Raw genomic sequence first — 9,029 nt, forward strand, 5'->3', positions numbered from 1 at the left:
CGCCCCGGTCTGCCTCCTGCGAACAGTGCTGCTCGACAGAGAAGGGACACCGCTGTGCGAAGAACCCGCTCGGCACTCCGCCTGGTCATATCGATCCTGGCGTTCTGCCTTGTCACCGCCTCCATGACCCTCGCCGCTCCATCGGCCCAAGCCGCCGGCTGCACCACCTACTACGTCTCCTCCGCCTCCGGCAGCGACTCCAACGACGGCTGCACCGCCGCCACCGCCTGGAAGACCCTCACCAACGTCAACGCGACCACCTTCGCGGCGGGCAACCAGATCCTCTTCCAGGACGGCGGCTCCTGGACGGGGCAACTGCACCCGCTGGGATCGGGCGCGTCCGGCAGCCCGATCGTGATCTCCGACTACGGCTCCGGCGCGAAGCCGGCCATCAACGGCGGCGGCGTCGACGCGGCGATCTACCTCGTCAACCAGCAGTACTGGACCGTGCAGAACCTCGAAGTCACCAACACCACCACCACGGCGGCGGCCCGCGCCGGCGTCCTGGTGGAGAACGACACCAGCGGCATCCTGAGCGGGATCAGCATCCTCAACCTGAACCTGCACGACGTCCTCGGCTACTGGGACGGCACCATGCTCCAGCCGAGCAAGGACGCGGGGATCTCCTTCAACCTCAGCGACTCGTACGCGAACAACGGCTGGGACGGCATCCTCATCCAGGGCAACACCATGAACAAGGTCGACGCCGGCGGGGTCTACATCGGCTCGTACAACGGATACGGGCACTCCACCTCGACGTCGAACGTCGTCGTGCAGAACAACACCCTGAACGACGTGGGCGGCAACGGCATCGTCTGCGTGTTCTGCGACGCGCCGACCGTGCAGTACAACACCGTCACCGACACCGGCTACCGCTACGGCGGCGCCGCGATGTGGATGGCGCTGAACACGGGCGGGGTCTGGCAGTACAACGAGGTGGGCCGCTACGGGAAGATCGCCGAGGACGGCACCGGCTTCGACATCGACCACGACAACACCGGCGTGATCGTGCAGTACAACTACACGCACGACAACGCGGGCGGCGCGCTGGAGTTCTGCTGCCGGCCGTCCTTCGGCGCGACCTCGTCGATCGTGCGCTACAACATCAGCCAGAACGACGGCATCCAGACCGCGGTCTTCGCGAAGCTGACCGGCCTCACCACCACCGGCACCACGCAGGTCTACAACAACACCGTCTACCAGAGCGCGGACAACAACGCGCCGATCACCTCGGGCACCGCGTCCGGGAACAACATCGTCTTCTCGAACAACCTCATCTACAAGCTGGGCACGGGCGGTTACTCGTCGAGCGGCACCTGGACCCACAACCTCTTCTACGGCAACCATCCCAGCTCCGAGCCGACCGACACCGCGAAGGTGACGGCCGATCCGCTGCTGGTGGCACCCGGCGGGGCCTCGACCGGCAGCGGCACCGCGAGCGCGTACAAGCTGCTGACCGGCTCACCGGCCATCGGCGCCGGCGTGCTGGTCTCCGGCAACGGCGGCAGCGACTTCTTCGGCAACACGGTCTCCGCCACGGCGGCCCCGAGCATCGGCGCCTTCAACGGCTCGGGCACGACCCTGCCGACCGCGCAGTACGGCGCCCGCTACGCCTTCTACCAGGGTTCCGGCACCCGGGCGCCCGACGTCACCAACCACGCGAACACCGGCACCCTCCAGGCCGGCGCCTCCTGGACTACGGGCAAGACCAGCCCGTACGCGGTCGCGCTCTCCGGGGCGTCGAACAGCTACGTAGACGTACCGAACACGGTGCTCGACACGAGCGCGTCGTATTCGGTGTCCGCCTGGGTGAAGCTCAACTCGCTCACCGGGAACCAGACCTTCGCCAGTATCGACGGCACGAAGATCAGCCCCTTCTACCTCCAACTCGCGGGCGGGAAGCTGGCGTTCACCGCCCGCTCCAGTGACTCGACCGGTGCCACCGCCACGTCGGTGACCGGCGCGACGGCCACCACCGGGACCTGGTACCACATGGTCGGCGTCTACGACGCGAGCGCCCACACCATCAGCCTCTACGTGAACGGGCTGTTGGCGGGATCGGCGTCCTTCTCCTCCGGCTGGAAGGCGACCGGGCACACCGCCATCGGCCGCGCCCTGTGGAACAGCGCGGCGGTCGACTTCGTCAACGGGGCTGTCGACGACGTGCAGTTCATCCCTTCTGCGATCTCCAAGAACCGGGCCTTCGCCCTCGGCACCGACGCCAGCACCTACTACGCGCTCGACGAGGCGAGCGGCACCAGCGTCAACGACTCGGTCTCGGGCGACCGGCAGGGCATCCTGTACGGCAACGCGACCTGGGCGGCCGGAAAGGTCGGCGCCTCGGCCGTCAGCCTCGACGGCACCCGGAACACCGAGGTCGACGTCAACGCCAACGCCGTTGACACCGGCGCCAGTTACACGGCCGCCGCCTGGGTGAAGTTCACCTCGACGAGCACGACACAGACGGTGCTGTCGGCGGACGGTCACTACGTGAGCGGGTTCTATCTGCAACTCGCGGGCGGCAAACTCGCGTACACGACCCGCGCCGCCGACTCCGGCTCGTCCGCCGCGACGACCATCACCGGCCCCGCGGTGACCGCCGGCACCTGGTACCAGGTGGTCGCGAGCTATGACGCCACCGCCCAGACGATGTCGCTCTATGTGAACGGCACCCTCGCCGGTACGGCGTCCTTCACCACCCCCTGGACGGCTCCCGGCCTCACGGAGATCGGCCGCGCCATGTGGAACCAGAAGTCCGTGGACCAGCTCAACGGCCAAGTGGACGACGTGCACTTCTACAAGCGCGCGCTGACCACGACGGAGATCTCGGCGCTCTACTCCCTCTAGGAGGACGGCGCTCAAGGACAACTCGCCCCAGCGTCGGCCCCGCGCCTGCCACAGTCGGCGGGCGCGGGGCCATTTCCGGGGAGGGCCGGTATTACCTTGTGGTGAGGGTCCAGAGGTGGTCGGCGGTGCCGTTGTCGGACCACTGGAGGACCTGGGCACCGGAGGTGGTGCTCATGTTGTTCACGCCCAGCAGGAGACCGCTGTTGTAGTTGGCGATCTTGTAGTAGCCGCCTGCGGCCGGGATGAGCTGCCAGAGGTGGTCGGCGGTGCCGTTGTCACTCCAGATCAGCGCGGTGCCGCCGTCGCTGGTACCGGCGTTCTGGATACCGAGGAGCAGACCGCTCTTCTGGTTGACGATCTTGTACAGGCCCGAGCCGGCGGACACCAGGGTCCAGTTCTGGTCGGTGCCGGTGGTGGACGTGGACTGGACGACCGCGGTGCCCGCCGCGGTGCCCGCGCCGCTGGTGTCCAGGGCCAGGCCGCTGTTCTTGTTGGTGATCTGGTAGCGCCCGGCCAGCGAGGTGGAGGTACCGCTGGGGGTGATCACCAGGTGGTAGCCGTCGGAGGCGTTCATCGTCACCGGCACGGTGATGGAGCCGCCCGAGACCGCGTAGTCGGCGTCGGAGATGGTGACCGGGCCGGAGGAGGCCGTCGTACGCCCGGTACCCGGGCTGTACTCCAGCTTGACGTGGACCGTGCTGCCGAAGGCGGACAGCGAGGACAGGCCGTTGACCTTGACCGCGCAGGAGCCGGTGCAGCCGCCCGCGACGACCCTGATCTGGTTGCCCGAGCCGTTGAGGGAGGCGATCCCGTCTATGCCGGTCTGTGCGGGAGGCGTGGTGACCAGCATGTTCCCGGACATCTCGCCGTACCACTTGTACGTCCAGTACGAGCCGTTGGGCGAGCCGCCGGTGTCGGTGAGGGTGTCGCCGAGGGTGCCGTAGTGGTTCCAGAAGGCGAGTTCGGCGTCGTGGACGCCGGCCCGCTCGAACTTGGCGGCGTAGCCGATGAGGGCGCCGGAGTTGCCCATCTCGGAGGGCGTGCCGTACTCCTCGATGGAGATCGGGCGCGGGCTGATGCCGAGGCTCGACTCCAGCGACCGGTAGGCGGCGACGTCGGCGGCGATGTTCTGGCTGCCCGAGAGTTCATGCCAGGCGATGACGTCGGGGACGGTGCCGCTGGCCTTGGCGTCGGTGAGGAAGGTGGTCATCCAGCTCAGGTTCCACGCCGAGTAACTCGGGCCCTGGATCGGCGTGCCGGCGTCCTTGGCGCGGACCTCGTTGTACGTGCGGGCCCAACCGGCGTCGAAGGCGCCCGCGTTGGTGGTGTCCCAGGTCCAGTCGGGCTCGTTCCACAGCTCGTAGGCGGCGATGTTGGTGGCGCCGGAGGACTTCACGGACGCGACCTGCTTGTCCACGGCGGACAGCCAGTCGCTCCAACTCACCCACTTGTAGGGGAAGTTCGGATACCAGTCCGGCATGCGTACGACCACTTTGGCGCCCGCACGTGCGGCCTTCGCGGCGACGACCAGAGAGTCGCCGGCCGGGGCGGGCTCGCCGTTGGGGAGCTGGGAGCCGCCGGGGGCCATCTGGACGAAGGTGTTGGGACTCAGCGGAGTGACCAGGCTGTCGGCGGGAGTGCTGTCGCCGGCGAGGCCGTAGAGGCTGCCGGTCGCGACGTGGGTGACGGAGCGCAGGGTCTGGTTGGCGTTGACGACGAGGGTCGTGGACGAGGTGGGAGTGGCCTGGGCGGGTGTGCCCGCGAGGAGCGCGGCGGTGCCGGCCAGCGCGGTGGCCAGGACGGCGGCGGTGGCACGACCGCCGGGCATTCTGCTACGGCTGAGGGGAATGGAGCGGTGGCTCAGGTATGACATCAGCGGCTCTCCTGAGGAGGGGCGAGAAGGTGAAAGCGCAGCGCAGTGGGGGGCGGGACCGGTGGCCCGGCCGGTCGCGTCCGGACGGTCGTGTCGTGTGACGGGTTCACGGCGACGCGGGGTGGGGCTCGGCTCCGCCTGTTCGGTGGCCCGGGGTCGGCGGGCATCGGGTGTCAGTCCTTGACCGCGCCCGCGGTCACGCCCGCGGCCACGTAGCGCTGGGCGAGGACCAGCAGGACGGCCGCGGGGATGGAAGCGACGACGGCGGTGGCCATGATCGCGTTCCATTCCTGGTTGTTGTTGCCGATGTACTTGTAGATGCCGAGGGTGATCGGGCGCAGGTCGCCGCCGCCGTCGAGGGTGTTGGCGAAGACGAAGTCGGACCAGGCCCACAGGAAGCTGAAGAGCGAGACCGTGACGAGGGCGTTGCGGCTCACCGGCAGGACGATCGACCAGAAGGTGCGGAAGGTGCCCGCCCCGTCGATGCGGGCCGCAGAGATCAGCTCGCTGGGAATCCCCGACATGAACGCGGTGAAGATCATGACGCCGAAGGGCACGGCGATGGTGGAGTCCGCGATGATCAGCCCCCACCAGGAGTTGAGCAGGCCGACGTCGAGGAAGATGCCGTAGAAGCCCATCGCCATGACGATGCCGGGGACCATCTGGGCGACCAGGAGGAGCAGGCCGAGCAGGCCGGTGCCGCGGGGCCGCAGCTTGGCCAGGGCGAAGCCGGCCGGGGCGGCGAGGAGGAGGGTGAGGGCGACCGTGCCGAGGCCGATGAGCAGGCTGGTGCCGAGGTAGGGCATCTGGTCGTCGAGGACGGCCCGGTAGCCCTCGAAGGTGGGGTGCAGCGGGAGCAGGTCGGGCGGGGTCTTGCGCATGTCCTGCTGCGGGGTGAGGGACACGTTGAGCATCCAGTACACCGGGAACAGCATCAGCGCGGTGAGCAGGACACCGATGGTGGTGTTGCGGCGTGAGCGCCAGATGCCGGCGCGGGCGGCGGTCATGCTTCCTGCCTCCTCTGGACGCGGATGTAGAGCAGCCCGAACACGAGGGCGATGAGGATGAGGATGTTGCCGACCGCGGCCCCGGGGCCGAACTTGGGCAGCAGGGTGCCGAAGCCGAGTTGGTAGGACCAGGTCGCCAGGGTAGAGGAGGCGTCGCCGGGACCGCCCTTGGTCATGATCCAGATCAGGTCGAACACCTTGAGCGTGTAGACCAGCCCGAGCAGCAGCGTGATCGCGGACACCGGGCGCAGCAGCGGGAAGGTGATGCGCCGGAACTGCTGCCAGGCGCTCGCGCCGTCCAGCGAGGCCGCCTCGTACAGCTCGCCGGGGATGTTCTGCAGGCCGCTGTAGAGGATGACGAGGTTGAACGGGATGCCGATCCAGATGTTCGCGATGATCACCGAGGTGAGCGCCCAGTTGGGCGAGGTGAGCCAGTCGACCGGCGTGACCCCGACCAGGTGGAGGGCGTAGTTGACGACACCGGACTCGCTGTTGAGCATCCACGACCAGGTCGACGCCGACACGATCAGCGGCAGCAGCCACGGGATGAGGAACAGCGCGCGCAGGGTGGGTGCGAGGCGGAAGTGCCGGTTGAAGAAGACCGCCAGGGCGAGTCCGGCCGCGTACTGGAACACGATCGACACGAGGGTGAAGACCATGGTGTGGCGCATCGCCGGACCGAAGCTCGGGTTGTCAAGCACCGTGCGGAAGTTGTCCAGGCCGGAGAACGGCGCGTCGCCCGCGACGAAGGACCGGACGGTGTAGTCGCGCAGGCTCAGGTCCAGGTTGCGGTAGAGCGGATAGACGTAGAACGCGGCGAGGTAGGCGATCAGCGGGGCGACGAAAGCCAGCGCGGTCAGCAGGTTTCTGCGGCTCTGGCGGCGCCTGAGCGCCGAAATGCCCTTCCGGTCGTCGAGGCCGGGCGCCCCGGGACTTGCCGGGGACCGCCGAGAGCGGCGGTCGACGCGGGCGAGGGTCATGCGAACTCCTGGGTGCGGATGGAGGTGCCCGGGGCGGGCGCGGCTCAGGCGACGGGGCCGGGGGTGGGGCGGCGGACCAGGGCACGTGCCCTCACGGTCGTGCCCCGACCGCCGCTTCCCCGATCCCCCTTGGCTGCTACAGCGCGACGTGCCCCGCGAGCGTCGGCTGTCGGTGTCAGCCGTTGCCCTTGGCGGCGGCCGTCTGCGCCGTGTCGAGGGCGGACTGCGGGCTCTTGCCGCCGGACAGGGCGTCCTGCACAGCGGTCCACATCGGCTGCGAGATGGTCGGGTACTTGGTGCCCAGACCGCCGCTGGTACGACCGCGCGCCGCGGCCACCGCGGCCACCCACGGCTTGAGCTTCGGGTTCTGCTTGACCTGCTCGGCCTGCACCGCGGCGGTGGGAGCGACATACGCGAGGGTCGTGTCGGTGGGCAGCAGGTTCGCGTCGCTGGTCAGACAGGTGACGATCTTCTTGCTGACGTCGTAGCGCGCGGTGTCCTTCTGTACCGGGACGGTGGCGAACTCGCCGCCGGTCGGCACCGGCGCCGAACCGCCGTTCTGTCCCGGGATGCTGATCACGCCGTAACCGAAGCCGGCCTTCTCCGCGTTGCCCAGCTGCCAGGTGCCGTTCTCGCTGAACGCGTAGTCGCCGGTGGCGAACTCCTGCCAGCTGGTGGTCTGGGTGTTCTGCAGGACGTCCTTCGGTGCGTACCCGGCGTCCACCCACTGCTTCCACAGCGACAGCGCGGCCACACCCTTCGACGAGTTGAGCTTGGTGAGGTCACCGCCCGCGCCCCAGAACCAGGGCAGGAACTGGAAGCTGCCCTCCTCCGTGTTGATCGCCGAGAAGGTGATGCCCTTCTTGCCGGCCGACTTGACCTTCTTCAGGGCGGCCGTGAGCGAGGCCCAGTCCTTGATGGAGGCGGGGTCGACCTTGGCCGCGGACAGGACCTTCTTGTTGTAGTAGAGGGCGAGGGTGTTGGCGCCGATGGGAACACCGTAGGAGGCGCCGTCGATGGTGCCGGCCCCGATGATGTTCTTCTGGATCGACGACGTGTTCAGACCGAGGTCACTGGTCTTGTTGAGGATCCCCGCCTCCACCAGCGTGGAGACGACCGGGTTGTCCACCAGCATCACGTCGGGCGCGTTGCCCTGCTGGGCGGCCAGCAGCGCCTTGTTGCCCAGGTCCGAGGTGTCCATACCGGTGCGCTTGATCGTGACACCGGCGTCGGTGCCGCACTTGCTGACGAGCTTGCCCCAGGCCGAGGAGGCGTCGAACTGGGGGTACGGGTCCCAGAAGGTGTACGTCTTCCCGGACGCGCCGGAGGAGGAGCCCGAGGAGCTGGAGCCGCCGCCGCAGGCGGTGGCGGAGGCCAGGGTGCCGATGACGGCGAGGGCGGCTATCAGGGTGCGGCGGGTGTTTCTCACGGTGACCTCGTTGTCTTTGGGGTGGTGCGTAGAGGGTGAGGAGGAGGGGCGGGGCGGAGCGGCGGGAGAGGAGCGGGTCGTCAGGAGGTGGGCAGCCAGACGCGCATGCTGCCGTCCTGGCGGTTGGCCCACGCGTAGTAGGGGATGGCGGTCAGTTCGACCGGGTCCCCCGCCGACGCCACATCGGCGGAGGCGTCGGGCTCGGCGGGGGTGTACGGCCACCAGCCCCGGTCGGGGATGTGCCGGCGGTGTCCGGTGGCCACGACGGTGACGACACCGCCGAGCAGGTCGGGGCGGTCCTTCACGGCCGGCGGCACTGTGGTGTCGATGACCATGTCGTCCAGACCACCACCGGGGTGGTCGACCTGCTCCAGGCAGTACACGAGCGGTCCGCGTTCGATCGCGACACAGCCGCGTACGGCGTCCACGCGCGGGTCCGCCTCGGTCAGGCGGGGTGCGAGGACGAGTTCGAGGACGACCTGGTCGCCGGGGACCCAGGTGCGCTCAAGGCGCAGCCAGCCGTCGCTGACGGGGGCGTCGGTCTGGTCGTAGACCGTGTCGCCGCACCGGAGACGGTACTCGTGGCACCACTGCGGAACGCGCAGGGAGAGCGTCCAGGGGCGGTCCTGGGGCGACTGCTCCACGGTCAGGCCGATCGTGCCGTGCCAGGGGTAGTCGGTCTCGGCGGTCACCGCGACCGGGTCGCCGTCCAGGACGCCCGCGTAGCGGCCGGTGACGTACTGGTGGATCTGCAGGCCGGTGGCGTCGGTGGAGGCGAGGTAGTGCTCCAGCGAGGCCAGCAGGCGCATGACGTTCGGTGGGCAGCAGGCGCAGCGGAACCAGCGGGTGCGGCGGGCCGACTGGTCGCCGCCGGTGTCGGTGTGGCCGTCGCG

At 69.0% G+C, this 9,029-nt stretch carries 5 protein-coding genes and 1 pseudogene; 1 reads left to right on the top strand and 5 read right to left on the bottom strand.

The features are described 5' to 3' along the window. The first annotated feature begins 54 nt into the window (after positions 1-54). Complete coding sequence (locus tag ABZT04_RS35450; RefSeq protein ID WP_356061704.1) at positions 55-2,847, top strand: LamG-like jellyroll fold domain-containing protein; 2,793 nt, start codon at positions 55-57, stop codon at positions 2,845-2,847. 91 nt (positions 2,848-2,938) lie between these two features. On the opposite strand, the gene ABZT04_RS35455 is transcribed toward ABZT04_RS35450, so the two are convergent. From ABZT04_RS35455 to ABZT04_RS35475, 5 genes and pseudogenes are all read right to left on the bottom strand, one after another. After that, positions 2,939-4,720 (bottom strand): RICIN domain-containing protein, encoded by a 1,782-nt coding sequence (locus tag ABZT04_RS35455; protein ID WP_356061706.1) that lies wholly within the window; start codon positions 4,718-4,720, stop codon positions 2,939-2,941. A 173-nt stretch (positions 4,721-4,893) separates the two neighbouring features. After that, complete coding sequence (locus ABZT04_RS35460) at positions 4,894-5,727, bottom strand: carbohydrate ABC transporter permease (RefSeq protein ID WP_356061709.1); 834 nt, start codon at positions 5,725-5,727, stop codon at positions 4,894-4,896. Continuing rightward, the gene (locus tag ABZT04_RS35465) at positions 5,724-6,707 is read right to left on the bottom strand and encodes a sugar ABC transporter permease (protein WP_356061712.1); all 984 of its coding nucleotides are present in this window, start codon (positions 6,705-6,707) and stop codon (positions 5,724-5,726) included. The genes ABZT04_RS35460 and ABZT04_RS35465 overlap by 4 nt, the downstream gene beginning before the upstream one ends. 175 nt (positions 6,708-6,882) lie before the next feature. After that, a complete protein-coding gene (locus ABZT04_RS35470; protein ID WP_356061715.1) occupies positions 6,883-8,136 on the bottom strand; it encodes an extracellular solute-binding protein in 1,254 nt (417 codons plus the stop codon). A gap of 80 nt (positions 8,137-8,216) precedes the next feature. Continuing rightward, positions 8,217-9,029: pseudogene (locus tag ABZT04_RS35475) on the bottom strand (glycoside hydrolase family 127 protein); the annotation flags it as partial.

The organism is Streptomyces sp. NPDC005492, from assembly GCF_040605995.1.
In the GTDB taxonomy this organism is placed as follows: Bacteria; Actinomycetota; Actinomycetes; order Streptomycetales; family Streptomycetaceae; genus Streptomyces.

What these genes read in the sequence shown, in the direction of transcription:
- ABZT04_RS35455 (WP_356061706.1), bottom strand. Translation starts at nt 4,720, where the DNA reads ATGTCATACCTGAGCCACCGCTCCATTCCCCTCAGCCGTAGCAGAATG.
- ABZT04_RS35460 (WP_356061709.1), bottom strand. Translation starts at nt 5,727, where the DNA reads ATGACCGCCGCCCGCGCCGGCATCTGGCGCTCACGCCGCAACACCACC.
- ABZT04_RS35465 (WP_356061712.1), bottom strand. Translation starts at nt 6,707, where the DNA reads ATGACCCTCGCCCGCGTCGACCGCCGCTCTCGGCGGTCCCCGGCAAGT.